A 26,404-nucleotide genomic window follows, 5' to 3' on the forward strand; every position below is an offset into this window, starting at 1 on the left:
CTATGGTATAAATTATGTGCAGCCCCCTGCCTCACTCTTGCCACAACCTGCCTTTAGACCCGGACGGCCGGACGTGATAAGACCGCCGCCATGGATCTGCACCATCCCGAACTGACCTCTGCCGCCATCGTCGCCCTGGCCGCCGTGCTGTGCGGCGGGCTGATGACGCGGCTCAGGCAGCCGGCCATCGTCGGCTACATCCTGGCCGGCGTGGTGCTGGGGCCTTCCGGCTTCGGGCTGGTGAGCAACCGCGACGCCGTGGCGGTCCTGGCCGAGTTCGGCGTGCTGATGCTGCTGTTCGTCGTCGGCATGAAGCTGGATATCTCGCGCTTCCTCGGCGTGTGGAAGGTGGCCGTGTTCACCACCCTGCTGCAGATCATGGGCAGCGTCGGCACCGCCCTGGCGCTCCGCCACGTGCTGGGCTGGAGTCTCGGACTGTCGGTGGTGCTGGGCTGCGCCGTGGCCATCTCGTCCACGGCGGTGGTGATCAAGGTGCTGGAGGCCTCGGACGAGCTGGACACCCCGGTGGGGCGGACCACGCTGGGCATCCTCATCGCCCAGGACATGGCGGTGGTGCCCATGATGCTGGTGCTGGAATCCATGCAGGCCAAGGCTCTGCTTCCCGCCGACGTCGCCCGGGTGGTGCTTTCGGTGCTGTTCCTGGCGCTGCTGTTCTGGTGGCTGTCCAAGCGCCGCATCGACCTGCCGCTCACCGCGCGGCTTTCCCGGGATTCCGACCTGGCCACCCTGTCCACCCTGGCCTGGTGCTTCGGCACGGCGGCCATCTCCGGCGTGCTGGACCTGTCGCCGGCCTACGGCGCCTTCCTGGGGGGCGTGGTGCTGGGCAATTCCGCCCAGCGCGACATGCTCCTGAAGCGCGCCCAGCCCATCGGCAGCGTGCTGCTGATGGTGTTCTTCCTGTCCATCGGGCTGTTGCTGGATTTCAAGTTCATCTGGAAGAACCTGGGGACCGTGCTGACCCTGCTGGCCATGGTCACCCTGTTCAAGACGGCGCTGAACGTCGCGGCGCTGCGCCTGGTCCGCCAGGACTGGCCCAGCGCCTTCCTGGCCGGGGTGGCGCTGGCCCAGATCGGCGAGTTCTCGTTCCTGCTGGCCGAGACCGGCAAGGCGGTGCGGCTGATCAGCGCCCAGGAGACCAAGCTGGTGGTCGCCGTCACCGTGCTGTCGCTGGTGCTCAGTCCCTTCTGGCTGTTCACCATGCGGCGCATGCACCGGGTGGCGGCGATCCACGTTCATTCGTTCCGCGAACTGGTGTCGCGGCTCTATGGCGACGAGGCCCGCGCCGTGGCCCGCACCGCCAGGCGGGCGCGGCTGCTGGCCCATCGCGGTTCCTGGAGGGATGATCCCCATGCCGGACCTGGCTCTGGAATCTGAAATCGGCGGCGCGGTCTGCGGCATCGACGAAGTGGGCCGCGGGCCTTTGGCCGGGCCGGTGGTGACCGCCGCGGTGATCCTCGACCCCTCCCGCCTGCCCAGGACCCTGCTGAACCGCCTCGACGATTCCAAGAAGCTGTCCAAGCGGTTGCGCGAGGAACTGGCCGAACTGGTCCCCGCCACGGCGATCATCGGCTTCGGCGAGGCCTCGGTCGACGAGATCGACCGTCTCAACATCCTGCAGGCCACCTTCCTGGCCATGCGCCGCGCCTACGACGCCCTGGGCCGGGACTGCGCCCTCGCCCTGGTGGACGGCAACCGACCGCCGAGACTGCCCTGTCCGGTGCGCTGCGTGGTGGGCGGCGACGGCATCTCGCTGTCCATCGCCGCCGCCTCGGTGGTGGCCAAGGTTCGGCGCGACGCCCTGATGGCCCAACTGGCCCTGTCCCACCCCGAATTCGGCTGGGAGAGGAACGCCGGATACGGCACCGCCGAGCATCTGGAAGCGCTGAAACGCCTCGGCCCCACCCCCCATCATCGCCGCTCCTTCGCCCCCGTGGCCCAACATATGCTGTTCTAACCTGTGGATAACCCACTACCTGTGGCAATGAATCATTAGATTCCAACAGGTTCTTGACGGACTCTCACGTTTGACTCAAATTGAGTCCTCCAACTCATTTGAATCGGTCCGCCATGACCCTGCCGCTCAACACCATTCTCTCCGGCGACTGCATCGCCATGATGAACTCCCTGCCCGCCGGTTCGGTGGATCTGGTCTTCGCCGATCCGCCCTATAACCTGCAGCTGGGCGGCGAATTGCTGCGCCCCAACAATTCCAAGGTGGACGGGGTGGATGAGGATTGGGACCGCTTCTCCGACTTCGCCGCCTATGACGCCTTCACGCGGGACTGGCTGAAGGCGGCGCGCCGGGTGCTGAAGGACGACGGCGGCCTGTGGGTGATCGGCAGCTACCACAACATCTTCCGCGTCGGCGCCATCCTGCAGGACCTGGGCTTCTGGATGCTGAACGACATCGTCTGGCGCAAGACCAACCCCATGCCCAATTTCAAGGGCACCCGCTTCACCAACGCCCACGAGACCATGATCTGGTGCGCCAAGTCGGCGGAGTCGCGCTACACCTTCAACTATGATTCCATGAAGTCGCTGAACGACGATCTGCAGATGCGCAGCGACTGGACCCTGCCGCTGTGCACCGGGGCCGAGCGCCTGCGCAAGGCCGGACGCAAGACCCACCCGACCCAGAAGCCGGAATCCCTGCTGTACCGGGTGATCATGGCATCGACCAAGCCGGGCGACGTGGTGCTGGACCCCTTCTTCGGCACCGGCACCACCGGCGCGGTGGCCAAGAAGCTGGGCCGTTCCTTCATCGGCTGCGAGCGCGACCCCGACTACATCGCCGCCGCCAGGGAACGCATCGCCAAGGTGATTCCGGTGGCCGATCCCTCCCTGCTGATGACTCCGTCCAAGCGGGCCGAGCCGCGCATTCCCTTCGGCACCGTGCTGGAACGCGGCCTGCTCACCCCCGGCGACCTGCTGTTCGGTGGCACCCGCCGGGACAAGATCGCCAAGGTGCGCGCCGACGGCACCCTGATCACCGACGACCATCGCGGCTCCATCCACAAGGTGGGCGCGCTGGTCCAAGGGGCGCCGGCCTGCAACGGCTGGACCTACTGGCACTTCCAGGCCTCGGGCGATGACTACCTGCCCATCGACGTGCTGCGCCAGAAGATCCGGGCGGAGCTGCATTGATCCGGGGCACCGCCGCCCTGGTCCTGCTGCTGGCGGCTCCGGCCCAGGCGGGGGTCTGCATCACCCAGGGCGAAACCCTGTCGTGCACCGATGCCGGCCAGACGGTGATTCTCAAGGGCGGGGAAGGCGTGGCCTATTCCAGGCTGGCCGGGCGGTCCATGACCGTGGCCAGGGATGCCCAGGGAAATCTGGTCGGCCTGATCGGCGAGCAGAAGCTGATCATCCAGAAGATCGACGGCCTGTCGGTGGCCCGCTTCGGCAACCGCAAGCTGATCTGCGCCGAGGCGGGGCCGGGCATCACCATCTGCAAGTGACATGGCGGGTGTCTCGCCCATGTCATCCTGAGGCAGCGCCGAAGGATCTTTCAGATCCCGACGGCCTCGGGCTGAAAGATGCTTCGCCTTCGGCTCAGCATGACAAGCCCAGAATCACTTCGGGCAGGGATGCCGTTGCGGGTCGGCCTCGTCGCAGACCGCGACGCCGCGCAGGAATTCGGACCATTCCTTGAGCATGTCGGGCGGCACCGGCGCGGTGGAATTGCGCTCGAAGGGCTGGCCGCGCCAGATGCGCTGGACCACGTAGAGCGCCTGGGCGCCCCGGATGGCCTTGACCGCCACCAATCCACCCAGGCCGGTCTGGCGGCCCTTGGTGCAGGTCACCGTGATCGTCGAGACGGGATAGCCGTTGATCATCCCCTCGGTCACCGGGCTGGGACCGGAAGCCTCGCAATTGCTGCGGCTGGCCTCGACGATCCGCTGGATGTGCTGTCGCGCGTCGGCCCGCGCGTCGCCCATCACCTGGATGGACAGCATCTCGCTCCATTTCTCGGCGTTCTGGCCCGGCGGAAACAGATGGGTCGTCATGGCGTTCTGGCCGCGGACCGTCCCCGCCTCCTGCCAGCCGGCGGGGGGCAACAGCAGCAGGCGCTCGGTCAGTTCGCTCCCCCTGGGCGCCTCGGGCGTCTGGGCCGGGCGGCCCTGCTGGCGCATCTGGGCGGCGGCGGGAAGGGCGGCGGCCAGCGACAGGGCGCAGAGCAGGGCAAGCGTTCGCATGGTCATTCCCGGTTCCTCGAATAAGCCTTGGCCAAAGCGTGGCGCGCCACCTTGCGCATCAGGGTGGGCAGCGCCTGATCCTCCAGCCGGTCCAGCGGGCACCATACACCACGAACCGCCGCCTGGGCAGGGGTGCGGCCGGCGGCGACGGCCAGTTCCAGATGAAAGTGGGTGAAGGTGTGGGTCACCAGCCCGGGCAGCAGCGTCCAGGCGCGGGGGACCAGCGGCGCGGCCGGGATCGCCTCGTCCAGGCTCCACCCCGCCTCGCGCCACTCGGTGGAGGGGAACTCCATCATGCCGCCCAGCAAGCCCTGGGGCGGACGGCGGCGCAGCAGCACCGAACCGTCGGGCGCCGTCAGCCAGAAGGCGATTCCCCTGCGTGTCGGGCGCTCGGGCTTGGCCGCCTTGGCCGGCAGGGTCTCGGCCAGCCCCAGACCTTGGGCCCTGCAGGCGGGTCGCCAGGGGCAAAGGCCGCAGGCCGGGCTTTTCGGCGTGCAGATGGTGGCGCCCAGGTCCATCACCGCCTGGGCGTAATCGCCCGGGCGGGTCTCGGGGGTCAGCGAGGCGGCCAGTTCCCTGAGACGCGTCTTGGATGCCGGCAGCGGCTCGGAAACCGCGAACAGCCGGGCCATCACCCGCTCCACGTTGCCGTCCACCACCACCGCCCGCTTGCCGAAGGCGATGGCGGCGATGGCGGCGGCGGTGTACTCGCCGATGCCGGGCAGCTGGCGCAGGGCCGCCTCGTCGTCGGGAAAGCGTCCGCCCCGCCATTCGGCCACCAGCCTGGCGCAGGCGTGCAGGTTGCGGGCCCGGGCGTAATAGCCCAGGCCGGCCCAGGCGGCCATCACGTCGTCCACCGGCGCGGCGGCCAGATCCTCGACACGGGGCCAGCGGCGGGTGAAGTCGAGAAAGTAGGGAATCACCGCCGCCACCGTGGTCTGCTGCAGCATCACCTCGGACAGCCAGACGTGATAGGGGTCGGCGGCGGCGCCCGGCGCGTAGCGCCAAGGCAGGACGCGGCGGTCGCGGTCGTACCAGGCGAGCAGGACGGAGGCGGGGTCGGCGGAATGCATGCCCCGACCATAGTGCAAAACCGGGGTCTGGGGTATGCTTAGCCCATGGCCGACAGCACGCAAAAGCCTTCCGACGAACGCCGCACCCATGGACTGGTATCCATCGCCGTGCCCAGCGACCGGGTGACGCGGCCCGTGTTCGGCCGCCACGGCTTCGCCGGCGGCGCCCTGGTGGTGGACTGGCCGGCCATCGTCGGCAGCGCCGTGGCCAGCCACACCCTGCCGCTGGGCATCCGCTTCCCGCCCAAGGAGCGCACCGAGGGCACCCTGACGGTCAAGGTGGATTCGGGGGCCTTCGCGCTGGAGATGCAGCACCTGGAACCGCTGATCCTCGAGCGCATCAACGGCTATTTCGGCTGGAAGGCGGTGGCGCGCCTGAAGCTGCGCCAGGGCCCGCTGCCGGAGGCGGCCGCCAGACCGCCGCCCGCCAGGCCCGCCGCCCCCTCCGCGTCGCCGCCCGCGCTGGACCGCCTGTCCCAGGTGGAGGACCCCGACCTGCGCGAGGTTCTCGAGCGCCTGGGCCGCCGGCTGGCCCAAGGTCAGGGCTAACCAAATGCTAACCTCATCCCATATACTGTCCGGATACAGCCAGAGCCGCACGAAGGTGGCCGGATGAACGCGTTTCAGGATCTCGCCGAGATGACCCGTGATTACGGGCTGATCCGCTATTTCATCATGATCACGGCGGTGATCGCGGTGCTGGTGGTGATCCTGTTCCTGTGGGGCCACGTTCCCGAGGAAGCGGCCCAGCCCGCCCCCCCGCCCTCCGTCCCGGCGCCCTCCGCCTCCTATTGACGATTGAATCCCTACGCCTTGTGCGCGGGCGGTTCACCTCCTAATATCCCGCCCGGATTTCCGTTTCCCGGAGGGACCTCAAGGTGAAGCCGTTCATTCGTCTGCTCGGTGCCGTCGCGGCGCTGTTCCTGGTGACCCAGACCGCCGCCGCCGCCGATCTCAGCTATCCCATCGACCAGGTCCTGGGCAAGCCCGACGCGCCCATCACGGTGATCGAGTACGCCTCCACCACCTGCTCGCACTGCGCCACCTTCCACAAGAACACCCTGCCCAAGTTCAAGTCGGAATGGATCGAGACCGGCAAGGCCAGGCTGATCTACCGCGACTTCCCCACGGGGCCGCGCGGCCTGTCGGTGGGCGCCTCCATGATCGCCCATTGCGCCGGTCCCGACCGCTATTTCGGCCTGCTGGCCCTGATCATGGAGCAGCAGGAAAAGTGGATGGGCTCCCAGAACCCCCTGGTCGAGCTGAAGAAGCTGGCCAAGCTGGCGGGCATGGGCGAGGACAAGGTGGACGACTGCCTGAAGCGCCAGGACCTGGCCAACGCCATCAACGAGCGCGCCAAGGACGGTCACGAGAAGCTGGGCGTGGAAAGCACCCCCACCCTGATCGTCGCCGGCAAGGTCATTCCCGGCGCCATCCCCTACGACCAGTTGGACAAGGCGCTGAAGGCCGCGTCCAAGTAGCAACCGCGCCATGGCGGGCCTGGCCCGTCATGGCTAGGCGCAAGGCGCCGCGCGGCCTATGCCGCGGAAAGCCAAGGGGCGCCAGGGGCGCCCCGCCCGGCGTCTGAGGGGCATATACCAAAACGCCGCACGTGCTGCTGTCGGCCCAAGGGGATTTTCGCCGGTGATCCAGTTCACCAAGCTGCGTCTGTCGGGCTTCAAGTCCTTCGTCGATCCGGCGGAGCTCCTGATCGAGCCCGGCATGACCGGCGTGGTCGGCCCCAACGGCTGCGGCAAGTCCAACCTCATCGAGGCGCTGCGCTGGGTCATGGGCGAGACCTCGGCGCGGCAGATGCGCGGCGGCGAGATGGACGACGTCATCTTCGGCGGCACCTCGGGCCGGCCCGCCCGCAACGTGGCCGAGGTGATGCTGGGCCTGGACAACACGGCACGCACCGCGCCGCCCCAGTTCGACCGCGACGAGATCGAGGTCATGCGCCGCATCGAGCGCGGCAACGGCTCCAACTACCGCATCAACGGCATCGACACCCGCGCCCGCGACGTGCAGCTGCTGTTCGCCGACGCGGCGACGGGGGCGCGCTCCTCCGGGCTGGTCAGCCAGGGCCGGGTGGGCGCCCTGATCAACGCCAAGCCCGCCGACCGCCGCTCGCTGCTGGAAGAGGCGGCGGGCATCTCCGGGCTCTATTCCCGCCGGCACGAGGCCGAGCTGCGCCTCAAGAACGCCGAGCTCAACCTGTCGCGCCTGGACGACGTGCTCGCCACCCTGGACGAGCAGCTGAAATCGCTGCAGAAGCAGGCGAAGCAGGCCAACCGCTACCGCACGCTGTCCGAGCAGATCCGCCGCATCGAGGCCCAGGTGCTGTATCTCGGCTGGCTGGAGGCCCTGGTCGCCGTGGACGCCGCCCGCAGCGCCTTCCGCGACTCCGAGATGAAGGTGGAGGAGGCCACCGGCCACGCCGCCGCCGCCTCGGCCCAACAGGCGGAGACCGCCGCCGGCCTGCCCGACCTGCGCCGCGCCGATGCCGATTCCGCCACCGCCTTGCAGAAGCTGATGGCCGAGCGCGAGCAGCTGGAGGCCGAGGAAGGCCGCCTCGCCGAGCTTAGGCGCGACCTGGAGCGCCGCCTGGAACAGGCCGGGGCCGATCTGCAGCGCGAGCACGCCCGCGCCGCCGACGCCTCAGGGGCCCTGGCCCGCCTCGAGGAGGAGCGCGCCCTGCTGGCCGAAGCCGGCGAGGGCGAGGCCGAGGCCAAACTGCGCGCCGAGGAAGCCGTCGATCTGGCCGCCGAGGCGGTGGTGGCGGTGGAACAGGAGCTGTCCGCCCTGATGGAGGAGGTGGCCGCCGCCGACGCCGAGCGCGCGAGCGCGCTGCGCCGCCTGTCGGAATGCGAGACCCGGCTTGCCCGTCTGGCCGAGCGTCTGGCCCAGGCCGAGCGCCAGAAGGCCGAGGTGGAGGGGGAGAGCATCGACCGCTCCGACCTCACCGCCCTGGAGATGGAGCTGGAGGAGACCCTGGAATTCCTGGAGGAATCCCGGGAACAGGCCGAATCCGCCGACCGCCGCCGGGTGGAGGCCCTGGCGGCGCGCGAATCGGCCCGCGACGCCTTCCAGGCCGCCAGCGCCGCCCGGTCCCGCCTGCAGGCCGAGGCCGACGGGCTGCGGCAGGTGCTGGCGCAAGGCAAGGGCGGCGACCACCGCCCGGTGCTGGACGACGTCTCGGCCCGCACCGGGTTCGAGCCCGCCCTGGCCGCCGCCCTGGGCGAGGACCTGTCCGCCCCCCTCGACGCCGCCGCGCCGCTGCATTGGGAAGACCTGGGGCCGCTGGACCATCCCCCCGCCTTGCCCGATGGCGCCGAGCCCCTGTCCCGCTTCGTCGCCGCCCCGCCGCAACTGGCCCGCCGCCTGTCCCAGGTGGGCGTGGTCAAGGATGCCTCCGCCGGCGAGCGCCTGCGCCCGCTTTTGGCCGTCGGCCAGCGTCTGGTGACGCCCGAGGGCGATCTGTGGCGCTGGGACGGCTATGTGGCCCGTTCGGGGGCGCCGTCACCCATGGCTCTGCGCCTAGCCCAGCGCAACCGGCTGCGCGAGCTGGACGCCGCCCTGGACGACGCGTCCATCGGCGTCGAGGAGGCCGAGGAGAAGGTGGAAGCCGCCACCCGCGAAGTGGATTCCGCCGCCGAGGCCGAGCGCCGCGCCAAGGAGTCCGTCAAGCAGGCCGAGGCCGAAGCCGCCAAGGCCCGCGACGCCCACGCCAAACTGTCCCAGCGCTTCGCCGCCTTCGAGACCCGTCTGGCCGCCGCCACCCAGGCCTGGACCGACGCCAATTCCGACCACGTCCAGGCCGGGGCGGAACTGGCCGAGGCCCGCGATTCCGTCGCCGCCTTTCCCGAATCCAGCGACGGCCGCGACAAGGTCAACATGCTGCGCGCCACCCTGGCCGAGCGCCGCTCGGTGCTGGTGGAGGCCCGCTCCGCCCTGGACGGCGTCGCCCGCGAAGGGGCCGAGCGCCGCCGCCGCCTGGATGCGCTGGACGGCGACGCCAAGTCCTGGCGGGCCCGCGCCGAGGCCGCCAAAGCCCATGTGGAGGAACTGGCCGAGCGCCGCGAGGAGATCGCCCTGGAGATGGAGCGCCTCGCCAGCCTGCCCGACACCATCGCCCGGCGCCGGGACGAGCTGTTCAATCGCCTGGAGGCGGCGGAAGCGGCCCGCAAGGCCGCCGCCGATTCCCTGGTCGCCGCCGAACAGCGTCTGGCCGAGGCCGACCGCCGCATGCGCGAGGCCGAGGCCCTGCTGGCCAATGCCCGCGAGGAGCGCATCCGCCGCGAGGCCGCCGTCTCCGCCGCCGATCAGGCCTGCCGCGCCGTGGCGGTGCGCATCGGCGAGCGCCTGGACATGACGCCGGAACAGCTGCGCGAGGTGGCCGGTCTGGTGGAGGAGGAGCGCCCCGACCCCGAGGAGCTGCAACGCAAGCTCGACCGGTTGCAGCGCGAGCGCGACAACATGGGGCCGGTCAACCTGCGCGCCGAGCAGGAGGTGGAGGAGTTGGAGGCCCGCATCGCCGGCATGGTGGCGGAAAAGGACGACCTGGTCTCGGCCATCGCCAAGCTGCGCCACGCCATCGGCGACCTCAACCGCGAGGGCCGCGAGAAGCTGCTGGCCAGCTTCCAGGCGGTGGACCAGCATTTCCGCGACCTGTTCGTGAAACTGTTCGGCGGCGGCCGCGCCCATCTGGCGCTGACCGAATCCGCCGATCCCCTGGAGGCCGGCCTGGAAATCATGGCCAGCCCGCCGGGCAAGCGGCTGCAGCAGCTCTCCCTGCTGTCGGGCGGCGAGCAGGCGCTGACCGCGCTGGCCCTGCTGTTCGCGGTGTTCATGACCAACCCGGCGCCCATCTGCGTGCTGGACGAGGTGGACGCGCCGCTGGACGACGCCAACGTCGACCGCTTCTGCTCGCTGGTGGAAGGCATCGCGCGCGCCACCCGCACCCGCTTCCTGATCGTCACCCACCACCGCATGACCATGGCCCGCATGGACCGCCTCTACGGCGTCACCATGGCCGAGCGCGGCGTGTCGCAACTGGTCTCGGTCGACCTCGCCCAGGCGGAGCTGCTGAGGGACAAGGTGGTGTAGGGCCTATCCCCCGATGGCGCGGTTGATGCGCTCGATGAGCTCGCCGGGCACCGTCTTGCTGCACATCAGGTAGCGCTTGTTGCCCTCGGGCAGGTCCGGAAAGGACAGGACGTCGAGCCGGCTGGCGGAAACGTTGACGGAACGCGCCAGTTCCTCCCATTCCTCGTGATCGGCCAGCATGTAGTCGAAGCGCCCGGCGACGAGCATGCTGATCATGCCCGCCTGGGAGCTGCCCACCGGAACCTTGGCCCCGCTCATCCGGTCGATGACGGCGTCCATGCCGGCACCGTAGGAAAAGCCGTCCACCAATCCCAGCCGCAGGTCGGGCGAGGCGGTCAACTCCGCCAGGGTCTTGTGGCGGGCGAAGGCCGCAGCCCGCTCCTTGAGGATCACAACGCCGATCGGCCGGTTCTGGAAGATCGGCCTGGTGAAGACTGCATATGCTTCGCGCTCCGGCGTCTTGAAATTGCCGAGCAGGCAGATGGAGCCGCCCTCCTTGACGCTTTTCAGCATCCGTTTGGGCGGCAAGGCCTCGAAGCGGTAGTCAATGGCCGCGCGGGCCAGGATGTCGCGGGCGATGTCCACGAACAGCCCTTTGGCCTTCCCGTCTTCGCTCCAGGCATAGGCCGGACGTTCGATATAGCCTACGACCAGGGGCTCGGCCCAAGCCGCCTCGCCTACCGAGACCAATGCCGCCACAGCGGCAATGATCGGGATCAGATGCCGACACCGCATTTCAACCCACCCCTTTCGTCGCCTCTCACGATACAACCAGATGGATCGGGCTAGAAGATCGTTCTCGGAATTCGATGCGGCTCCCCCCCATGGGAGTGAGCCCCCCTCGCCCGACGCCACCCCCTCGGGTGGGAAGATTCTTTTCGCATCGCAGCATCCTTGGCGCGGCAATTCGCCAAATCCCCTGATTTCACAATGCAAATCAGCATATTGCCCCCGCCGGTTTGAGTCCTTGACACGGGTGGGTCCAGACCTTATGGTGCCCGCGCTTTTGGCACCAAGGGGCCAGAAGGGGGAATTTCGAGGACCGACCGATGGCTGACCGCGAGACTCCCCCGTCTTTCGATGACCTCGACGCCCGTCTGCGCGCCGCGCGCGCCAGGGAGGAAGAGGACTCGGGTCGCGGACCGGAGGCGCGTGGGCGCCCTTCCGGAATGGGTCTGGGGATGCGCATCGGCGTCGAATTGGTGACGAGCGTGCTGGTGGGGACCGGCATCGGCTGGGCGTTGGACGCCTGGCTGAGGACCGCCCCCTGGCTGATGGTGGTTTTCCTGCTCCTGGGCGGAGCGGCCGGCGTCATGAACGTGTACCGCCTTATGCGCGGCATGGACGAGACGGTGGGCCTGGGCCAGGCGCAGCGGAGAGCCGAAGGTGCCGGAGTTGATCCGGCGAAGGACCATTGAGAGAGGCAAAGCGGTGGCTAATCCGATCGAGCAGTTCAAGATCCAGCCGTTGGTTCCGCTCAAGGTAGGGAGCGTGGACATTTCGTTCACCAACTCCGCTGCCATGATGGTGCTGTCCATCTGCCTGATCACCCTGTTCCTGACCCTGTCGGTCCGGTCCCGCGCCCTGGTGCCCGGCCGCTGGCAGTCCATGGCCGAGGTGTTCTACGAATTCATCGCCGGGATGCTGCGCGACAACGTGGGGTCCGAAGGCCGGAAGTACTTCCCCTTCATCTTCACCCTGTTCATGTTCGTGCTGTTCGGCAACCTGCTGGGCATGATTCCGATCCCGGTGATCGGCTTCACCTACACCAGCCACGTAATCGTCACCTTCGCCATGGCGCTGGTGGTGTTCGTGGGCGTCACGGTGATCGGCTTCGCCCGCCACGGCACCCATTACCTCCGCATGTTCTTCCCGCACGGCGCGCCCATCGCGACGGCGGTCATCCTGATCCCCATCGAGCTGATCTCGTACTTCTCGCGCCCCTTCAGCCTCGCCGTCCGTCTCTTCGCCAACATGACCGTGGGTCACATCATCCTCAAGGTCATGGGCGGGTTCGTGGTGTCGCTGGGCGCGTTCTACGTGATCCCCGGTGTGGTTCCCTTTGCCTTCCTGTCGGCTATCACGGTGCTGGAATTCGGTATCGCGCTGCTGCAGGCCTATGTGTTCACCATCCTCTCCTGCATCTATCTGCACGACGCCATCCACATGCACTAAGTGGCTGGCCGGGCGGTTCGCCGGCTGAGGACGTTTCAAGTTTCACCCCTGTTCCGTTTTGTCCTGAAGGAGTTGAGTAAATGGAAGCGAGCGCTGCTAAGTTCATCGGTGCCGGTCTGGCTGCCATCGGCATGATCGGTTCGGGTATCGGCGTGGGCAACATCTGGGCCAACCTGATCTCCACCGTGGGCCGCAACCCCTCCGCCAAGGCCAATGTCGAGCTGTACGGCTGGATCGGCTTCGCGGTGACCGAGGCGATCGCGCTGTTCGCCCTGGTCGTTGCTCTGATGGTCCTCTTCGCCTAATCGCGAAGAGTCTCTCCTTACGGAACGGTAGGGTCCGCGGCAGGACGCCCCAAGGGCGCCCCGCCGCGGTTCACCGGCCGCTCCGCACAGTTTTTCGGGCCTTCCCCGTTTGGGAGCTTTGGGATGCCTCAATTCGATCCCACCTTCTTCGCGCCGCAGCTGTTCTGGCTGGTGCTCACCTTCGTCACGCTCTATTTCGTGATGTCCACGGTGGCGCTGCCCAAGATCGGCGCCGTCCTCGACGAGCGTCAGCGCAAGATCGACGACAACCTCGACAAGGCCGCCCAGCTGAAGGCCGAGGCCGAGGCCGCCGTGGCCGCCTATGAAAAGGCCCTGGCCGAATCCCGCGCCCACGCCCAGTCGGTGATCAAGGAAGCCTCGGACCGCCTGTCGGCCGAAGCCGAGACCCGCAACCGCGAGCTTGCCGCCCGTCTGGCCGATCAGGTCAAGGCCGGCGAGGCCCGCATCGCCGAAGCCAAGGACAAGGCCCTGGCCAACGTCCGTGACGTCGCCCTCGACGTCGCCGGCGCGACCATCGCCCGCCTGGTGGGCAGCCCGGCCGACGATGCCCGGCTCGAGGCCGCGATCGCCAGCGCCCTCAAGGAGCACGGCAAATGATTTCCGTCGCTTACGCCGCCGATGTCGCCGGCGCCGCCCACGGCGCCTTCTACCAGCAGCCCCATTTCTGGGTGAACGTCGCGTTCATCCTGGTGGTGGCCCTGGCCTTCAAGCCGGTCAGCCGCGCCATCGCCGCCGCGCTGGACGCCCGTTCGGCCAAGATCAAGGCCCGCCTGGACGAAGCCCACAAGCTGCGCGAGGAGGCCCAGGAAATGCTGGCCACCTATCAGCGCAAGCAGCGCGACGCCATGAAGGAAGCCGAGGAGATCATCGCCCACGCCAAGGCCGAGGCCGAGCGCCTCGCCAAGCAGGCGGCCAAGGATCTCGAGGTCTCCATGAAGCGCCGCGAGCAGATGGCCATGGACCGCATCGCCCAGGCCGAGGCCCAGGCGCTGCGCGAAGTGCAGAACCTGGCCGTGGACGTCGCCATCGGCGCCGCCCAGAAGGTCATCGGCGAAAGCCTGTCGGCCGCCCAGACCGGCGCCCTGGTCGACAACGCCATCAAGGACCTGCCGGGCAAGCTGCACTAAGCCAGCCCGATCGGACCCAAGAAAAACCCCCGCCGGGCGACCGGCGGGGGTTTTGCTTTGCATGTCCACGGGGGCTGGGTGCCCGCGCTCCGTGACGCCATCCATTCCGGGAGCGCGGCCGTCCCGGCCGCATTCAGCCCAGATCGAACAGCACGATCTCCGCCCCGTTCTCCGACGACAGATCAACCGCCGCCGCGTTCTCGATGGCGGCGCCGTCCCCCGCCGACAGAACCTGACCGTTGACCGCCAGGGCGCCGGCCACCACCTGCACCCAGGCGCCACGGCCCGCCCCCAGCTCATGGGACAGGCCGTGGCCGGGGCTGAGGATGCTGGCATACACCGAGACATCCTGATGAATGACCAGCGAACCGTCGCTTCCGTCGCGGGACGCGATCAGCCGCAGACGGTCGCGCTTGGACTCGTCGTCGAACTCCGCCTGGACATACCGCGGGGGCAGGTGCCGCGTCTCGGGCAGAATCCAGATCTGCAGCAGGTGCAGCGTCTCGTCCGACAGCGGATTCATCTCGGAATGGCGGATGCCGGTGCCGGCGCTCATCACCTGGATCTCGCCCCGGCGGATGATGCCCTCGCCGCCGGTGCTGTCCTTGTGGGCCACCGCCCCGGCGATGACGTAGGTGAGAATCTCCATGTCGCGGTGGGGATGAGTGCCGAAGCCGGTCTTGGGGGCCACCCAATCCTCGTTGATCACCCGGAGCGCGCGAAAGCCCATCTGGGCCGGGTCGAAATAATCGGCGAAGGAAAAGGTGTGGCGGCTGCTGAGCCAGCCGTGCTCGGCATGGCCGCGGGCGGCGGCGGGGCGGAGGGAGAGAGTCATGTCCGGTCCTTTCACGAGGAATTGGTCCTGACACGACATCTAAGGCGCCGGCCACATCTCAACAATCATCCCATTTCTCACAATACTGTTGCGCCATAGGGAACGCTATGTCGCCAGGGCCAGCGCCGACCACCCCAGCCCGAGAATCACGCCCACCGACACCACCCCGAGCGCGTGGCCGACCAGCACCCCCAGCCCGTCCTGCCACAGCAGCCCGGCGGCCAGCATCAGAATGGCCGAGGCGGGCGCGATGTTGCCGAACGGCAGCGGCACCGCCAGCACCAGCCCCTGCAGGACGATGGCGGCCAGCGCCACCCCTGCCCCCCGCCCCTGCGCCAGCAGCGCCAGCCTGGGCCGTGTGCGCCGCTCGACGCGCCGCATCAGGGGCACCAACCGGCGCAGCGCCGCTTCGAGGATCGGGCGGGGCAGGGTGCGGCGCGACAGACTCTCCGGCAGGCCGCCCTGACGGCCCCACAGGGCGGTTGCGCCCATCCAGGCGATGGCCAGACCGGTGATCAGACCGAGAGGCAGGCCGGGCGAGGGCACCATGGCCAGCCCCGCCATCAGGATGACGGCCAGGGGGGTCGAGCGCTCGGCCAGGTGATCCACCACCTGGGCCATGGTCGGGCCGGAGCCGCCGCCGAGATGGCGCAGACCGGCAAGTGCGCGGGCCGGAGAGCGGTGGCGGGTCACCCGCCGGCCCTCCCGTCCTCGGGCACCGGCGGAGCGTCGTTGCGCGACCGCCACAGGGAAACCAGCACACCGCCGCCGATCAGGCTGACCGTAACCGCCAGGGCGATGGCGGGATCGGGCTTGCCGTAGAACTGGGCCCAGAAGATCTTGCCGCCGATGAACACCAGCACCAGCGCCAGGGCGTATTTGAGATAGACGAAGCGGTGGATCATGGCGGCCAGGGCGAAGTACAGCGCCCTGAGCCCCAGGATGGCGAAGATGTTCGAGGTATAGACGATGTAGGGATCGGTGGTGATGGCGAAGATGGCGGGAACGCTGTCCACCGCGAAGACGATGTCCGCCAGTTCCACCAGGATCAGACACAGGAACAGCGGCGTCGCCCACCACACCATGCGGCCGCCGGCGTCGGCCTCGCGCACGAAGAAGTGGTTGCCGCGAAGCTCGGGCGTCACCCGCATCCGCCGGCGCAGGAAACCGAGCACGGGATTGTCGGCCAGATCGGAAGGCGGCTTGTCGGCCATCACCAGCATCTTGATGCCGGTAATCGCCAGGAAGGCGCCGAACAGCCACAGAACCCAATCGAACCGCTCCACCAGGGCGGCGCCCAGGGCGATCATGATGCCGCGCAGCACGATCACCCCCAGAACGCCCCAGAACAGCACCCGGTGCTGATGAATCCGGGGAACGGCGAAATAGGAGAAGATCATGGAGATGACGAAGATGTTGTCCAGCGCCAGGCTTTTCTCCACCGCGAAGCCGGTCAGGTAGTTGAGGCCGGATTCGGCCCCCATGGTGGACCAGATCCAGGCGCCGAAGGCCAGGCCGACCATGATGTAGCCCAGGCTGAGGACGAGGCTTTCACTGACCCCGATCTCCCGCTCCTTGCGGTGCAGCACACCCAGATCGAGCACCAGCAGAAGCACCACCAGACCCAGGAAGACCAGCCACAGCCACGCCGCCTTGCCCAGAAACGAAACGGCCAGCCCGCCGAGAAGAATTTCCATGACCCTCGCCCTCTCCTGTCATGCCTGGAGGCCGCGCTGCCAAGGCAGGCGGCCCCGCGTCATCGATTCATGCCGTTTATGGTGTTGCCGCCTCCGCCTCGGTCAGGCAGCGGGTGAGCGTAGCACGGATATCGGCCTCCGACACGCCGGCTGCGGCCAGTTCCACCCGCAGACGGCCGATGACGTCCTCGTCCCCCGGCTCGTCGAAATCGGTGGCGACCACGCTGCGGGCGAATTCCTCGGCGGCGGTGCCGGAAAGGCCGAGCCTTTCCGCCGCCCAAAGCCCGGCCATCTTGACCCCCTTGGCCCGGGCCCGGAACGCCCGGTCATGGTCGTGGGCCAGTTTGCTGTCGTGAAGCGCCTTGTCGATCGCCATCGCTTTCTCCCTTGCGAACATGATGGCTCCGCCGCATGGCGGGGCCAGTAGCTATGAGTTAAGGCGCATTTCGGCAAGGCGGAAGTCCGGCATCGGCTTAAACTTTGGTAAGTTCCGCCCGCTTGCGCCGCGCGGGCCGGGATCGGTTGACTCGCCGGGACCGGCAAGGCTATAAACTGAACTGAACGGTTTAGTTTTTGGATGCCGCCATGAAGAAGCCCATCGCGCTTGCCGCCCTTCTGACCCTCGTCGCCGCCGGAGGGTGGAGCGCCCATCGCTGGAACCAGGAATGGCGCTGGATGGAATCCACCGACGACGCCTATGTGGATGGCGACATCACCATCATCTCGCCCAAGGTGGCGGGCCACGTGGTGGAACTGATGACGCGCGACAACCAGCCGGTGGCCAAGGGCGACGTGCTGCTGCGCATCGACCCCCGCGACTACCGCGCCCGGGTGGACGAGGCCACCGGCCAGGTCAAGGCCCGCCTGGCCCAGCTGATGCAGATCGATGACAGGGTGGCGGTGCAAGAGGCGGTGATCACCCAGTCGGGGGCCTCCATCTCCGCCGCCCGGGCCGAGATGGTCCGCGCCAAGGCCGATTACGAGCGGTCCCGCCGGCTGGTGCGCGAGGATTACGTCAGCCGCCAGCGCTTCGACATCTCCCAGGCCGACGCGGCCCGCGCCGAGGCCAGCCTGACCGGATCGGGAGCGGGATTGCAGGCGGCGCGGCGCCAGCTGGCGGTGCTGAGCTCGGAGCGCCATGTCGCCCTGGCCCAGATGGAACAGGCCCGCGCCAATCTGGCCATCGCCGAGACCGAGCTGGACGCCGCCACCATCCGCGCGCCCCTGGACGGCGTGGTCGGCAACCGGGCGGTGCGCGAGGGCCAGTATGTGCGCCCCGGCCAGCAATTGCTGGCGGTGGTGCCGCTGTCCGACGTCTGGATCGACGCCAACTTCAAGGAGACCCAGATCGGTCGCATGAAGCCCGGCAACCGGGTGGAGATCAAGGTCGACGCCTTCCCCGGGGCGGTGATCGGCGGGACGGTGGACAGCTTCGCCCCGGCCTCCGGCGCCAAGTTCAGCCTGCTGCCGCCCGAGAACGCCACCGGCAACTTCACCAAGGTGGTGCAGCGCATTCCGGTGCGCATCCGCGTGGACCACGGCAACCCGCTGGCCGGGCGGCTGCGTCCCGGCCTGTCGGTGGTGGTCAAGGTGGACACCCGGGACGCCGGCTGATGAGCGCCGCTCCTCCGTCCGCCAATCCCCCCATCAACCCCAATGACCGCGTGGTCAGCGTCCGCGACTGGGTGGGCTTCATGGCCATGGTGGTGGGCATGTTCATGGCGATTCTGGACATCCAGATCGTCGCCAGCTCCATCGCCCAGATTCAGGCGGGCATCTCGGCCTCGGCCGAGGAGGTCAGCTGGGTGCAGACCGCCTACCTGATCGCCGAGGTGGTGATGATCCCCCTGTCGGGCTGGCTGGCCCGGGTGGTCTCGACCCGCTATCTGTTCTTCGCCTCCTGCGTCACCTTCACCCTGGCCAGCGCCGCCTGCGCCGTGTCGTGGAGCATCGAATCCATGATCGCCTTCCGCGCCATCCAGGGTTTCCTGGGCGGCGCCATGATTCCCACGGTGTTCGCCTCCACCTACATCATCTTTCCGCCCCGCATGCAGGCCAGCATGTCGGTGGTCATCGGCCTGACCGCCACCATGGCGCCCACCATCGGACCGACGCTGGGCGGCTGGCTGACCGAGACCTGGAGCTGGCACTGGCTGTTCCTGGTCAACGTCGTGCCGGGAGCGGCGGTCGCCACCCTGGTCTGGCTGTTCGGCCGCCGGGACAAGCCGCAGCTGCACATGCTGAAGGGCTTCGACCTGAGCGGCATCGTTCTGGTGGCGGTGTTCCTGGGAGCGCTGCAATACGTGCTCGAGGAAGGCCCCGGCGACGACTGGTTCGAAAGCGGCCACATCACCCTGGCCGCCCTGGTCTCGGCGCTGGCGGGGCTGGGCTTCGTCTGGCGCGAGCTTTCGGCGAGAAATCCGGTGGTGGACCTGCGGGCCTTCTCCGACAGCAATTTCACGGTGGGCTGCCTCTATTCCTTCATCATCGGCATCGGGCTCTACGGCTCGGTCTACGTCATCCCCCTCTATCTCGGGCGGGTCAGGGGCTATTCCGCCCTGGAGATCGGGCTGACCATGATGGTGACCGGCGCCTTCCAGGCCCTGTCGGCGCCGCTGGCCGGCAATCTGGCCCGCCACATGGATCTGCGCCACATGCTGGGCCTGGGGCTCGCCCTGTTCGGCGGCGGGCTGTGGCTGAACAGCCATCTCACCTCGGAATGGGGCTATTGGGAGATGTTCCTGCCCCAGGCGGTGCGCGGCCTGTCCTTGATGTTCTGCTTCGTGCCCATCAACGCCGTGGCGCTCGGCCACCTGCCCGCCGACAAGGTGCAGAACGCGTCGGGGCTCTACAACCTGATGCGCAATCTGGGGGGCGCCATCGGGCTGGCCGCCATCAACACGGTACTGACCCACCGCCTCGACCTTCACCTGAACCGCCTGTCCGAGACCCTGACCGCGGCCCGTGGCGCGGCCGTCGGCATGCTGGAAGGCCTGACCACCCGCCTCGCCCCCCTGCTGGACGGCGGCGCCGAGCGGGCGGCGTTGAAGCTGTTGTCGCAACTGGCCCGGCGCGAGGCCATGACCATGGCCTTCGGCGACGCCCTGCTGCTGATGGGAGCGGTGTTCGCCCTGGGCCTGCTGCTGTTGCCCCTGCTGCAACCGGTCCGCCACCCCAGCGCGGGTGGAGGAGGGCATTGAAATCGTTCTGATTGGGAAGGAATTTGACCGAAGCGGTGGAATCAGATGCCGGTTCCATGCATGATTGCCCGCAAGGGAGTCGCCAGGACCGCCACAGAAGCGGCCGGCCGTGAACGTCACATGGGGGAAGCGGTGCCCACCTCACGCAATACCGAATCCGCGCACGTCTTCGCCGTGCGGCTGATGCAGCATCTCGTCGTCCCCACCTTCGTGCTCAACGCCGAGCGCCGGGTGATCATCTGGAACAAGGCCTGCGAGCGCCTGACCGGCGTTCCGGCCCATGAAGTGATCGGCACCACCGACCACTGGCGGGCCTTCTACGACGAGGAGCGCTATTGCCTGGCCGATCTGGTGGTGCTGGGCCGCCCCGATTCCATGGACGAGCTTTACGTCACCCACACCGAGCCCAGCGACTGCAGCCACGGCCTGCGCGCCGAGAACTGGTGCGTGATGCCCCAGGTGAGGAAACGCCTGTACCTGGCGGTGGATGCCGGCCCCATCTACGACGAGGACGGCCACCTGCTGGCCGTGGTGGAGACACTGCGCGACCAGACCGAACAGAAGCTGGCCCAGATGGCGCTGCAAAGCCTGGCGGTCAAGGACGGGCTGACCGGACTGGCCAACCGCCGCTCCTTCGACGAGAAGCTGGAGGCCGAGTGGCTGCACAACCGGCGCGAGGCCACCCCCATGGCCGTCCTGCTGGTGGATGTGGACCATTTCAAGCTCTACAACGACACCTACGGCCATCAGAAGGGCGATTCCTGCCTGAAGGCGGTGGCCAGCGCCCTGGGCGAGCAGGTGTTCCGCCCCTCGGACCTGGCGGCGCGCTACGGCGGCGAGGAATTCGCGGTGATCATGCCCAACACCGACCTGGAAGGCGCGCTCCACGTGGCCGAACGCATCCGCGACGCCGTCCACGCCCTCAACCTGCCCCACGGGGCCAGCCAGACCGCCGAATGCGTCACCCTGTCCATCGGCGCCGCCGCCTTCGTTCCCACCGAGGAATGCCGGGCCGAGGATCTGGTGGCCGCCGCCGACGCGGCGCTCTACCGCGCCAAGCGCCAGGGCCGCAACCGGGTGGTCGGCACCGATCGGGTGGAGGAACTGGCGGAGGCTTGAATGCGGGCGGGACGCCCGCGCTCCAAATCGAGCGCGTCCCGGAGCGCGGCCGTCCCGGCCGCTTTCACCCGCCAGGGCCTATCCGGCTGAACGGGCCGCCCGGATGAAGGCCTGGATCCTTGCCGCGTCCTTGACGCCGGGCGCGCTTTCCACTCCGGAGGAGACGTCCACGGCCGGAGCGCCGCTGATGCGTACCGCCTCGGCCACGTTGGCGGGCGTCAGGCCGCCGGCCAGCATCCAGGGCAGGCCCCACTTGCGCCCGGTCAGGATGGTCCAGTCGAAGCTGACCGCGTTGCCGCCGGGCAGGACGGCCCCCTTGGGCGGCTTGGCGTCGAACAGCAGGCGGTCGGCCACCGCCAGATAGGGCTCGGCGGCGGCAAGGTCCTCGGCCACCGACACCGACAGCACCTTCATCACCGGCAGGCCGTATTCCAGGCGGATGGCTTCCACCCGCTCGGGCGTCTCGTGCCCGTGCAACTGCAGCAGGTCGAGCCGCACCCGGGTCAGCACGGCATCCAGGGTGGCGTCGTCGGGATCGACGAACAGGCCGACCTTGGTCACCTCGCCCGGCGTGAACTCCACCAGCTCGGCGGCGCGGTCGGGAGTGACGTTGCGGGGCGAGGGGGGGAAGAACACCAGCCCGACGTAATCGGCTCCGGCCTCGATGGCGGCATCCATGGCCTCTTCGTCGGTGATGCCGCAGATCTTGACCTCGACCGGCATGATCTAGAGTCCCAGTTCGGCCTTGATCCGGCCGGCGGCTTCGGCGGGGTCGGCGGCGCCGGTGATGGGCCGGCCGATCACCAGCACGTCGGCCCCCTTGGCGCGGGCCTCGGCGGGGGTGAGGAAGCGCTTCTGGTCGCCGGCCTCGCTCCAGGCGGGACGGATGCCGGGAATCACCAGCTTGAAATCGGGACCGCAGAGGGCGCGCACCGCCTCCACCTCCAGCGGCGAGCAGACGATGCCGGCGGCGCCGCTTTCCTGGGCCAGGGCGGCCAGGCGCTTGACCTGGTCCAGCACCGGACGCTCGAAGCCCACCTGCTCGGCCCCGGCCTGGTCCAGGCTGGTCAGGATGGTCACCGCCACCACGGCGGGGGGCGTGACGCCCAGGCGGGCGGCCTCGTCATGGGCGGAGTCCACGGCGGCGCGGATCATGGCGGCGCCGCCCGAGGCGTGAATGGTGGTGATGGCGGCGCCCAGGCGCACCACCCCCTTCATGGCGGCGGCCACGGTGTTGGGAATGTCGTGCAGCTTGAGATCGACGAACAGTGGCATGCCGAGGCCGGACACCGCTTCCATGCCGGCCGGGCCGTTGGCGGTGAAGTATTCCAGGCCCAGCTTGAAGCCGCCGACCAGCCCCTTCAGGCGTTGGGCGAGGGCCACGGCGCGGGCGGAATCGGTGGTGTCGATGGCGACATAAACGGGATTGGTCACGGGAACGTCTACCTCAAGCTTGGGACTGGGTCTTCCGGGTGGCATCCAGCTGGCGTCGCAGGGAACCGGCGCGCAGCCGGGCCTTCAGCCCCGACGCCCAGCCCAGCAGGAAACCGGCGGCGAGGCCCAAGGCCAGCGGCACCAGCACCGCCAGATAGGCGGGCAGGTCGACGCCGAAGGGCAGGGGCCACAGGTCGAAGCGAATCTCCGCCCGGTTGGCGACGGCGAACACCGTCACCAGCACGGCCAGGGGCAGGCCGACTATCCAGGCGAGCAGCCTCACGAGCCGCCGCCGACGTTGAGCTTCTCGCGCAGCTGCTTGCCGGTCTTGAAGAAGGGCACCGCCTTGCCCTCCACCGACACCGTCTCGCCGGTGCGGGGATTGCGGCCGGTGCGCGGGTCGCGCTTTTTCACCGAGAAGGCGCCGAAGCCGCGCAGCTCCACCCGGTCGCCCCGGGCCAGGGCCGAGGCGATCTCGTCGAAGATGGTGGTGACGATGCGCTCGACGTCCCGCTGGTAGAGATGGGGGTTGGCCTCGGCCAGACGGGCGATCAGCTCCGACTTGGTCATGGATTTCAAGTCCTTGGTTGTGCTTTCAGGTTAGGGCCAGCATGCCGAAGCCCCCCGCCCCCGTCAAGCCAAGTCTCTGAGGAGGAAGGGTTTTTAGCTTTTCGGCTCATCCTCGGCAGGAGTGACCACCTCCCAGGTGGCTTCCTGCAGCCGGCAGGCCACGACCTCGCGGGAATAGGAATCCGCCGCCTCGCCCGTGCGCCGCGCCGTCTGGGCCAGTCGCCGGCACCAGCGTCCGCCGCCATCGGTCCAGTCCTTGCCCAGCGGGATGACGGAGCCTTCCAGGCCGCGCTCGGCCCAGCGGACATCCTTGCCGCTCTCCGCCGCCTCGACGGTGGCCGAACTCCACAGCCGGTAGGCATGGGGATCGACCCAGCCGCCGACCATGTATCCCGCCGCCGCTCCGGCGACGGCGCCCACCGGCGTGAAGGTGGAAGCCAGGTGGGGTGCGCCCAGGGCCGCCGCCCGGCCGATTCCGCCGCCGACCACGGCACCGGCGCCGGTGCCCCACACCTGACCCTCGGTGGGATTTTCGGCGCAGGCCGCGAGCAGGGCGAGGGCGGCAAGGGCGAAGGCGATCTTGCGCATGGCTATAATCCTTCGTTGCGGAACGGGCGCGACAGCAGGGCGCGGATGGCCTCGTCCAGACTTTGCCCCTTGTTGATGACCGCGTCCACCGCCGCCGAGATGGGCATCTCGACGCCCATGCGCCCGGCCATGTCCACCACGGCCCCGGCGCTGTAGACGCCCTCGGTCACCGAATGGCGCTCGCCCAGGATGTCGGCCAGGGCGCGGCCCTCGCCCAGCGCGAAGCCCAGCGAGTAGTTGCGCGACTGGGTGGAGGAGGCGGTAAGAATCAGGTCGCCCAGTCCCGACAGGCCCATCAGGGTCTCGGGACGCCCGCCCTTGGCCATGGCGAGGCGGGTCAGTTCGGCCAGCCCGCGGGTGATCAGGGCGGCGCGGGCATTGTCGCCCAGGCCGCGCCCCTCGACGATGCCGCAGGCGATGGCCAGCACGTTCTTCACCGCGCCGCCGATCTGGGCGCCCACCAGATCATCGGACAGGTAGGGACGGAAGGTGGCGGTTCCCAGCGCCTCCACCAGCTTGCGGCCCAGTTCCGGGTCGGCGCAGGCCAGCGTGATGGCGGTGGGCAGGCCCCTGGCCACCTCGATGGCGAAGGTGGGGCCCGACAGCACGGCGATGGGAGCATTGGGCAGCTCGGCGGCGACGGCATCCTGCATCAGGGCGCAGGTGGCGAGTTCGATGCCCTTGGCGCAGATGACGGCGGGCACGCCGGCGCGCCAATGGGGCGCCAGGGCGCGGGCCGCGGCGCGCAGGTGCTGGGCGGGCGAAACCAGCAGCACCGCGTCGCAATCCGCCGCCTCGGCCAGATCGCCGGTGGCGCGCAAGCCGGGGTCGAGATCGACGCCCGGCAGGAAGTCGGGATTGGCGTGGCGGGAGTTGATGGCCTCGACCACCTCGGGCTCGCGGGCCCACAGCACAACGTCGCGCCCCGCCCGCCGGGCGGTCAGCGCCAACGCCGTCCCCCAGGCCCCTCCGCCGATCACACCGATTCTGTTCATGTAGACCCCGCGATTGCCGTCACCCGGTTTACCGCGTCAGGCGTGCGGGGGCAAGCGGGAGGGCCGATAGCCCTCCCCGCCGACGTCAGGCCGCCTCGCCCCTGATCTTGGCGATGAAGCCGTTGATCTGGGCTTCCAGGTCGTCGGCGCGCCGGGCCAGGCTGGCGGCGGCGGCCGAGATGTCCTTGGCCTCCTGGTCGGTGGTCTCGGCGGTGTCCTTCACGTAGGCCACCGCTTCCGACACCGAGGCGGTGCCGGTGGCGGCTTCCTGGACGTTGCGCGAGATCTCCATGGTCACCGCGTTCTGCTCCTCGACGGCACCGGCCACGGCGGTGGAGGTCTCCTGGATGGTGCCGACGATCTGGGCGATCTCGCGGATGGCGGCGGCGGCTCCTTCCGAGGCCTGCTGGATCTGGCTGACATGGGTGGAAATCTCTTCCGTGGCCCGCGCCGTCTGGTTGGCCAGCGTCTTGACCTCGTTGGCGACCACGGCGAAGCCCTTGCCCGCCTCGCCGGCCCGGGCCGCCTCGATGGTGGCGTTCAGCGCCAGAAGGTTGGTCTGGGACGCGATGTCCTGAATGAGCGACAGCACGCTGCCGATCTGGGCGGCGGCGTTGCCGAGATCGCGGACGGTCTCGTCGGTACGCTGGGCGGTCATCATGGCCTCGGACGAGATGGCGGTCGCCCGGGTGGTCTGCATGTTGATCTCGCCGAACGACGCGGCCAGTTCCTCGGCGGCGCCGGCCACCGACTGGACGTTGACCGAGGCTTCCTCGGCGGCGGCGGCCGAGGTCATGGCCTGGCTCACCGTCTGGGTGGCGTTGTTCATCAGGCGGTCCGAGCTTTGCCGCAGCTGGGTCGAGGCCGACGACACCTCCTGCACCAGGACGCGCACCTTCCGCTCGGCGAAGTCCAGCGCCTCGGCGTCGCGGCTCTTCATCAGGTCCAGCGAGTCGTTGATGATGCCGGCATAGCGCGCGAAATCGCCCCGCAGGCCGGTCTGGATGATCTTGCGGAAGTACTGGCGCTGGTTGGCGTGCTCCATGGCCGCCTGGGATTCGCGGCAATAGGCCTCGGTCAGGTCCAGCAGGCGATTGATGGAGCGCAGCATGATGGCCAGATTGCCGCTGCCCCGGATATCCATGATGCGCACGCCGAGATTGCCGTTGGCGGCGGCCTGACAGACCTTCACCGCCTTCTCGACGCTGGCGTTGGTGCGGCCCAGGAACTTGACGGGCAGCCAGGCGGCGACCGCCAGGATGGCGGCCACGCCGGCGGCCAGCCAGTTCTGCAGGATCAGGGCGAGAATGGCGAGGGCGGCGGCGATGCCAACGGCAGCCCAGGCCGCCCGGATGGCCTTAGAGACCGAGGACAAATTCTGCATAGGGCTTTCCTTCGCGCTTCAACTGATCACCCAGGGCGGCGAACGCCGCCTCCATGCCCTGCTTGCGGTCGGCGGCGGCCTCCTCGATCTTCAGCAGGGTCTGGTACAGGGGCTGAACCTTGGCCAGCGCGTCGCGGCGCGGCACCCGGCGGTTGGAGTGGTAGCCGACGATCTGCCCATCGGGGCCGAAATCCGGGGTGACATGGGCCAGCACCCAGTAGTGCTCGCCGGTCTTGGCCAGATTGACCACATAGGCGAACAGCTCCTTGCCGGACGCGATGGTGTCCCACAGCAGCTTGAACACGCAACGCGGCATCTCGGGGTGGCGGATCAGGCTGTGCGGCTGGCCGATCAGCTCGGCCTCGGTGAAGCCCGACACCGACAGGAAGACGTCGTTCACATAGGTGAGACGCCCCTTGGTGTCGGTCTTGCTGACGATGATCTCGTCCTCCGCGAAGGTCCGCTCCCGCCCCGAGGGTTGAATACCCTTGCCTGCCATTCCACTCCCCCACCCTTTTGACGTAGCCAATCCGGATCGTGCTGAAAATTGATATCAAT

31 protein-coding genes are annotated in these 26,404 nt (G+C 68.8%); 16 read left to right on the forward strand and 15 right to left on the reverse strand.

Translation table 11 applies throughout. The features are described 5' to 3' along the window. The first annotated feature begins 90 nt into the window (after nt 1-90). From magA to ACV4UZ_RS15335, 4 genes are all read left to right on the forward strand, one after another. On the forward strand, nt 91-1,395 hold the full coding sequence (gene magA / locus ACV4UZ_RS15320) for an iron transporter MagA (RefSeq protein WP_491601656.1): 1,305 nt from the start codon (nt 91-93) through the stop codon (nt 1,393-1,395). After that, nucleotides 1,370-1,975 (forward strand): ribonuclease HII, encoded by a 606-nt coding sequence (gene rnhB / locus ACV4UZ_RS15325; RefSeq protein WP_491601657.1) that lies wholly within the window; start codon nt 1,370-1,372, stop codon nt 1,973-1,975. The genes magA and rnhB overlap by 26 nt, the downstream gene beginning before the upstream one ends. A 113-nt stretch (nt 1,976-2,088) precedes the next feature. After that, nucleotides 2,089-3,165 carry a site-specific DNA-methyltransferase gene (locus tag ACV4UZ_RS15330; RefSeq protein WP_491601658.1) on the forward strand — a complete coding sequence of 359 codons (1,077 nt, stop codon included), beginning with the start codon at nt 2,089-2,091 and terminating at the stop codon, nt 3,163-3,165. After that, nucleotides 3,162-3,479, forward strand: a complete 318-nt coding sequence (locus ACV4UZ_RS15335; RefSeq protein ID WP_491601659.1) for a hypothetical protein — start codon at nt 3,162-3,164, stop codon at nt 3,477-3,479. Before ACV4UZ_RS15330 ends, ACV4UZ_RS15335 begins: the two co-directional genes overlap by 4 nt. Before the next feature lie 114 nt (nt 3,480-3,593). Here the strand turns inward: ACV4UZ_RS15335 and ACV4UZ_RS15340 are convergent, their stop codons facing one another. Next, the gene (locus ACV4UZ_RS15340; RefSeq protein WP_491601660.1) at nt 3,594-4,217 is read right to left on the reverse strand and encodes a hypothetical protein; all 624 of its coding nucleotides are present in this window, start codon (nt 4,215-4,217) and stop codon (nt 3,594-3,596) included. Nucleotides 4,218-4,219: 2 nt separating this feature from the next. Next, the gene (mutY, locus tag ACV4UZ_RS15345; protein WP_491601661.1) at nt 4,220-5,290 is read right to left on the reverse strand and encodes an A/G-specific adenine glycosylase; all 1,071 of its coding nucleotides are present in this window, start codon (nt 5,288-5,290) and stop codon (nt 4,220-4,222) included. Nucleotides 5,291-5,335: 45 nt separating this feature from the next. On the opposite strand from mutY, the gene ACV4UZ_RS15350 reads away from it, so the two are divergent. From ACV4UZ_RS15350 to smc, 4 genes are all read left to right on the forward strand, one after another. After that, nucleotides 5,336-5,839, forward strand: a complete 504-nt coding sequence (locus tag ACV4UZ_RS15350) for a DUF721 domain-containing protein (RefSeq protein ID WP_491601662.1) — start codon at nt 5,336-5,338, stop codon at nt 5,837-5,839. A 63-nt stretch (nt 5,840-5,902) separates the two neighbouring features. Next, nucleotides 5,903-6,085, forward strand: coding sequence for a hypothetical protein (locus ACV4UZ_RS15355; RefSeq protein WP_491601663.1), 183 nt, complete (start codon nt 5,903-5,905; stop codon nt 6,083-6,085). 83 nt (nt 6,086-6,168) lie between these two features. Next, nucleotides 6,169-6,771: a DsbA family protein gene (locus tag ACV4UZ_RS15360; protein ID WP_491601664.1), complete on the forward strand. Its 603-nt coding sequence runs from the start codon at nt 6,169-6,171 to the stop codon at nt 6,769-6,771. Between the two features lie 163 nt (nt 6,772-6,934). After that, on the forward strand, nt 6,935-10,396 hold the full coding sequence (smc, locus tag ACV4UZ_RS15365; protein WP_491601665.1) for a chromosome segregation protein SMC: 3,462 nt from the start codon (nt 6,935-6,937) through the stop codon (nt 10,394-10,396). A gap of 3 nt (nt 10,397-10,399) precedes the next feature. Here smc and ACV4UZ_RS15370 read toward each other — a convergent pair whose 3' ends face one another. Beyond that, nucleotides 10,400-11,095 carry a substrate-binding periplasmic protein gene (locus ACV4UZ_RS15370; RefSeq protein WP_491601666.1) on the reverse strand — a complete coding sequence of 232 codons (696 nt, stop codon included), beginning with the start codon at nt 11,093-11,095 and terminating at the stop codon, nt 10,400-10,402. 350 nt (nt 11,096-11,445) lie between these two features. Between ACV4UZ_RS15370 and ACV4UZ_RS15375 the strand changes: the two genes are divergently transcribed. The 5 genes from ACV4UZ_RS15375 (at nt 11,446) to ACV4UZ_RS15395 (ending at nt 14,024) form a co-directional block, all read left to right on the forward strand. After that, nucleotides 11,446-11,814: an AtpZ/AtpI family protein gene (locus ACV4UZ_RS15375; RefSeq protein WP_491601667.1), complete on the forward strand. Its 369-nt coding sequence runs from the start codon at nt 11,446-11,448 to the stop codon at nt 11,812-11,814. Between the two features lie 13 nt (nt 11,815-11,827). Then, a complete protein-coding gene (locus ACV4UZ_RS15380; protein WP_491601668.1) occupies nt 11,828-12,571 on the forward strand; it encodes a F0F1 ATP synthase subunit A in 744 nt (247 codons plus the stop codon). Between the two features lie 80 nt (nt 12,572-12,651). Then, nucleotides 12,652-12,876, forward strand: a complete 225-nt coding sequence (locus ACV4UZ_RS15385) for a F0F1 ATP synthase subunit C (RefSeq protein WP_008614862.1) — start codon at nt 12,652-12,654, stop codon at nt 12,874-12,876. Nucleotides 12,877-12,999: 123 nt separating this feature from the next. Then, complete coding sequence (locus ACV4UZ_RS15390) at nt 13,000-13,494, forward strand: F0F1 ATP synthase subunit B family protein (protein WP_491601669.1); 495 nt, start codon at nt 13,000-13,002, stop codon at nt 13,492-13,494. Then, complete coding sequence (locus ACV4UZ_RS15395; RefSeq protein ID WP_491601670.1) at nt 13,491-14,024, forward strand: F0F1 ATP synthase subunit B family protein; 534 nt, start codon at nt 13,491-13,493, stop codon at nt 14,022-14,024. The genes ACV4UZ_RS15390 and ACV4UZ_RS15395 overlap by 4 nt, the downstream gene beginning before the upstream one ends. 133 nt (nt 14,025-14,157) lie before the next feature. Here the strand turns inward: ACV4UZ_RS15395 and ACV4UZ_RS15400 are convergent, their stop codons facing one another. The 4 genes from ACV4UZ_RS15400 to ACV4UZ_RS15415 form a co-directional block, all read right to left on the reverse strand. Beyond that, nucleotides 14,158-14,859 carry a pirin family protein gene (locus ACV4UZ_RS15400; protein ID WP_491601671.1) on the reverse strand — a complete coding sequence of 234 codons (702 nt, stop codon included), beginning with the start codon at nt 14,857-14,859 and terminating at the stop codon, nt 14,158-14,160. 105 nt (nt 14,860-14,964) lie between these two features. Beyond that, nucleotides 14,965-15,552: an exopolysaccharide biosynthesis protein gene (locus ACV4UZ_RS15405; protein ID WP_491601672.1), complete on the reverse strand. Its 588-nt coding sequence runs from the start codon at nt 15,550-15,552 to the stop codon at nt 14,965-14,967. Further along, nucleotides 15,549-16,556 carry a TerC family protein gene (locus ACV4UZ_RS15410; RefSeq protein ID WP_491601673.1) on the reverse strand — a complete coding sequence of 336 codons (1,008 nt, stop codon included), beginning with the start codon at nt 16,554-16,556 and terminating at the stop codon, nt 15,549-15,551. The genes ACV4UZ_RS15405 and ACV4UZ_RS15410 overlap by 4 nt, the downstream gene beginning before the upstream one ends. A gap of 76 nt (nt 16,557-16,632) precedes the next feature. Beyond that, nucleotides 16,633-16,932, reverse strand: coding sequence for a DUF1476 domain-containing protein (locus ACV4UZ_RS15415; protein ID WP_491601674.1), 300 nt, complete (start codon nt 16,930-16,932; stop codon nt 16,633-16,635). 209 nt (nt 16,933-17,141) lie between these two features. On the opposite strand from ACV4UZ_RS15415, the gene ACV4UZ_RS15420 reads away from it, so the two are divergent. The 3 genes from ACV4UZ_RS15420 (at nt 17,142) to ACV4UZ_RS15430 (ending at nt 20,875) form a co-directional block, all read left to right on the forward strand. After that, a complete protein-coding gene (locus tag ACV4UZ_RS15420; RefSeq protein WP_491601675.1) occupies nt 17,142-18,170 on the forward strand; it encodes an HlyD family secretion protein in 1,029 nt (342 codons plus the stop codon). Then, nucleotides 18,170-19,756: a DHA2 family efflux MFS transporter permease subunit gene (locus ACV4UZ_RS15425; RefSeq protein WP_491601676.1), complete on the forward strand. Its 1,587-nt coding sequence runs from the start codon at nt 18,170-18,172 to the stop codon at nt 19,754-19,756. Before ACV4UZ_RS15420 ends, ACV4UZ_RS15425 begins: the two co-directional genes overlap by 1 nt. A 132-nt stretch (nt 19,757-19,888) precedes the next feature. Beyond that, entirely contained in the window at nt 19,889-20,875 is a 987-nt protein-coding gene (locus ACV4UZ_RS15430; RefSeq protein ID WP_491601677.1) for a sensor domain-containing diguanylate cyclase, read from the forward strand. Between the two features lie 78 nt (nt 20,876-20,953). Here ACV4UZ_RS15430 and ACV4UZ_RS15435 read toward each other — a convergent pair whose 3' ends face one another. The 8 genes from ACV4UZ_RS15435 to ACV4UZ_RS15470 form a co-directional block, all read right to left on the reverse strand. Beyond that, the gene (locus tag ACV4UZ_RS15435; RefSeq protein WP_491601678.1) at nt 20,954-21,598 is read right to left on the reverse strand and encodes a phosphoribosylanthranilate isomerase; all 645 of its coding nucleotides are present in this window, start codon (nt 21,596-21,598) and stop codon (nt 20,954-20,956) included. Between the two features lie 3 nt (nt 21,599-21,601). Continuing rightward, nucleotides 21,602-22,309, reverse strand: coding sequence for an orotidine-5'-phosphate decarboxylase (gene pyrF / locus ACV4UZ_RS15440; RefSeq protein WP_491601679.1), 708 nt, complete (start codon nt 22,307-22,309; stop codon nt 21,602-21,604). A 13-nt stretch (nt 22,310-22,322) separates the two neighbouring features. Continuing rightward, nucleotides 22,323-22,592 (reverse strand): lipopolysaccharide assembly protein LapA domain-containing protein, encoded by a 270-nt coding sequence (locus ACV4UZ_RS15445; RefSeq protein WP_491601680.1) that lies wholly within the window; start codon nt 22,590-22,592, stop codon nt 22,323-22,325. Then, on the reverse strand, nt 22,589-22,879 hold the full coding sequence (ihfB, locus tag ACV4UZ_RS15450; RefSeq protein WP_008614847.1) for an integration host factor subunit beta: 291 nt from the start codon (nt 22,877-22,879) through the stop codon (nt 22,589-22,591). The genes ACV4UZ_RS15445 and ihfB overlap by 4 nt, the downstream gene beginning before the upstream one ends. 93 nt (nt 22,880-22,972) lie before the next feature. Continuing rightward, nucleotides 22,973-23,467, reverse strand: a complete 495-nt coding sequence (locus ACV4UZ_RS15455) for a YMGG-like glycine zipper-containing protein (protein WP_491601681.1) — start codon at nt 23,465-23,467, stop codon at nt 22,973-22,975. 2 nt (nt 23,468-23,469) lie between these two features. Further along, nucleotides 23,470-24,462, reverse strand: coding sequence for an NAD(P)H-dependent glycerol-3-phosphate dehydrogenase (locus ACV4UZ_RS15460; RefSeq protein ID WP_491601682.1), 993 nt, complete (start codon nt 24,460-24,462; stop codon nt 23,470-23,472). An 85-nt stretch (nt 24,463-24,547) separates the two neighbouring features. After that, nucleotides 24,548-25,846 (reverse strand): methyl-accepting chemotaxis protein, encoded by a 1,299-nt coding sequence (locus tag ACV4UZ_RS15465; RefSeq protein ID WP_491601683.1) that lies wholly within the window; start codon nt 25,844-25,846, stop codon nt 24,548-24,550. Then, the gene (locus tag ACV4UZ_RS15470) at nt 25,821-26,345 is read right to left on the reverse strand and encodes a PAS domain-containing protein (RefSeq protein WP_491601684.1); all 525 of its coding nucleotides are present in this window, start codon (nt 26,343-26,345) and stop codon (nt 25,821-25,823) included. Before ACV4UZ_RS15470 ends, ACV4UZ_RS15465 begins: the two co-directional genes overlap by 26 nt. Nucleotides 26,346-26,404 lie beyond the last annotated feature (59 nt).

The organism is Paramagnetospirillum sp. (genome assembly GCF_058402745.1).

Excerpts from the sequence above, each read along its gene's own strand:
- magA (WP_491601656.1), top strand. The coding sequence starts at position 91 with ATGGATCTGCACCATCCCGAACTGACCTCTGCCGCCATCGTCGCCCTG.
- rnhB (WP_491601657.1), top strand. The coding sequence starts at position 1,370 with ATGCCGGACCTGGCTCTGGAATCTGAAATCGGCGGCGCGGTCTGCGGC.
- ACV4UZ_RS15330 (WP_491601658.1), top strand. The coding sequence starts at position 2,089 with ATGACCCTGCCGCTCAACACCATTCTCTCCGGCGACTGCATCGCCATG.
- ACV4UZ_RS15340 (WP_491601660.1), bottom strand. The coding sequence starts at position 4,217 with ATGCGAACGCTTGCCCTGCTCTGCGCCCTGTCGCTGGCCGCCGCCCTT.
- mutY (WP_491601661.1), bottom strand. The coding sequence starts at position 5,290 with ATGCATTCCGCCGACCCCGCCTCCGTCCTGCTCGCCTGGTACGACCGC.
- ACV4UZ_RS15350 (WP_491601662.1), top strand. The coding sequence starts at position 5,336 with ATGGCCGACAGCACGCAAAAGCCTTCCGACGAACGCCGCACCCATGGA.
- ACV4UZ_RS15355 (WP_491601663.1), top strand. The coding sequence starts at position 5,903 with ATGAACGCGTTTCAGGATCTCGCCGAGATGACCCGTGATTACGGGCTG.
- ACV4UZ_RS15375 (WP_491601667.1), top strand. The coding sequence starts at position 11,446 with ATGGCTGACCGCGAGACTCCCCCGTCTTTCGATGACCTCGACGCCCGT.
- ACV4UZ_RS15385 (WP_008614862.1), top strand. The coding sequence starts at position 12,652 with ATGGAAGCGAGCGCTGCTAAGTTCATCGGTGCCGGTCTGGCTGCCATC.
- ACV4UZ_RS15390 (WP_491601669.1), top strand. The coding sequence starts at position 13,000 with ATGCCTCAATTCGATCCCACCTTCTTCGCGCCGCAGCTGTTCTGGCTG.
- ACV4UZ_RS15395 (WP_491601670.1), top strand. The coding sequence starts at position 13,491 with ATGATTTCCGTCGCTTACGCCGCCGATGTCGCCGGCGCCGCCCACGGC.
- ACV4UZ_RS15400 (WP_491601671.1), bottom strand. The coding sequence starts at position 14,859 with ATGACTCTCTCCCTCCGCCCCGCCGCCGCCCGCGGCCATGCCGAGCAC.
- ACV4UZ_RS15410 (WP_491601673.1), bottom strand. The coding sequence starts at position 16,556 with ATGGAAATTCTTCTCGGCGGGCTGGCCGTTTCGTTTCTGGGCAAGGCG.
- ACV4UZ_RS15415 (WP_491601674.1), bottom strand. The coding sequence starts at position 16,932 with ATGGCGATCGACAAGGCGCTTCACGACAGCAAACTGGCCCACGACCAT.
- ACV4UZ_RS15420 (WP_491601675.1), top strand. The coding sequence starts at position 17,142 with ATGAAGAAGCCCATCGCGCTTGCCGCCCTTCTGACCCTCGTCGCCGCC.
- ACV4UZ_RS15425 (WP_491601676.1), top strand. The coding sequence starts at position 18,170 with ATGAGCGCCGCTCCTCCGTCCGCCAATCCCCCCATCAACCCCAATGAC.
- ACV4UZ_RS15435 (WP_491601678.1), bottom strand. The coding sequence starts at position 21,598 with ATGCCGGTCGAGGTCAAGATCTGCGGCATCACCGACGAAGAGGCCATG.
- ihfB (WP_008614847.1), bottom strand. The coding sequence starts at position 22,879 with ATGACCAAGTCGGAGCTGATCGCCCGTCTGGCCGAGGCCAACCCCCAT.
- ACV4UZ_RS15455 (WP_491601681.1), bottom strand. The coding sequence starts at position 23,467 with ATGCGCAAGATCGCCTTCGCCCTTGCCGCCCTCGCCCTGCTCGCGGCC.
- ACV4UZ_RS15460 (WP_491601682.1), bottom strand. The coding sequence starts at position 24,462 with ATGAACAGAATCGGTGTGATCGGCGGAGGGGCCTGGGGGACGGCGTTG.
- ACV4UZ_RS15465 (WP_491601683.1), bottom strand. The coding sequence starts at position 25,846 with ATGCAGAATTTGTCCTCGGTCTCTAAGGCCATCCGGGCGGCCTGGGCT.
- ACV4UZ_RS15470 (WP_491601684.1), bottom strand. The coding sequence starts at position 26,345 with ATGGCAGGCAAGGGTATTCAACCCTCGGGGCGGGAGCGGACCTTCGCG.